The organism is Bradyrhizobium sp. 18BD, assembly GCF_054185225.1.
Map to the genome: position 1 here is coordinate 1 of NZ_JAVAYL010000156.1, position 479 is coordinate 479.

Sequence of the window (479 nt, forward strand, 5' to 3'; positions counted from 1 at the left end):
CTGCGGCGTGTCCGTGGTGGCGGCGAGCAGCTTCAGGTTGCCGAGGAAGGCCGCCGCGTCCTTGGCCGAGAAGGCCGGGGCGTTGGCCATCACGAAGTCCTGGGTGCGCCCTTCGGCGCCCGGCAGCCGCTCGCCCTCGACGCCGACGATCTTCAAGGCGAGGCCGCGGGGCGTCGAGACGCTGTCGTCGAGGATGTCGCCGGGGTTGGTGGAGAGACGCAGCACCGCATCGTAGCCTCCGGGCCTCGCGAAGACGCCCTGCGCCAGCTCCGGCGGCAGGCCGCCCTGCACCTCCAGGCGGCCCTTCAGCAGCCCGTGCGCCTTGGCGTGGACGCCACGCACGGCGTGCCCGTAATCGGCGAAGGTCGTCTCCTGGATCTTCCGGAAGGTCGCGATCATCTCGTCGTGGATCCCGGCCTCCTCCGGCTTCGGAGCCTCGAGGTCGGGCGTGTAGCGGACGGCCTGCGGCACGGAGGGCT

General features: G+C 72.0%; 1 pseudogene. It reads right to left on the reverse strand.

What is annotated here, in order from left to right:
* Window positions 1-399 (reverse strand): annotated as a pseudogene (locus RAD16_RS40850) (catalase); the annotation flags it as partial.
* Window positions 400-479: the final 80 nt, after the last annotated feature.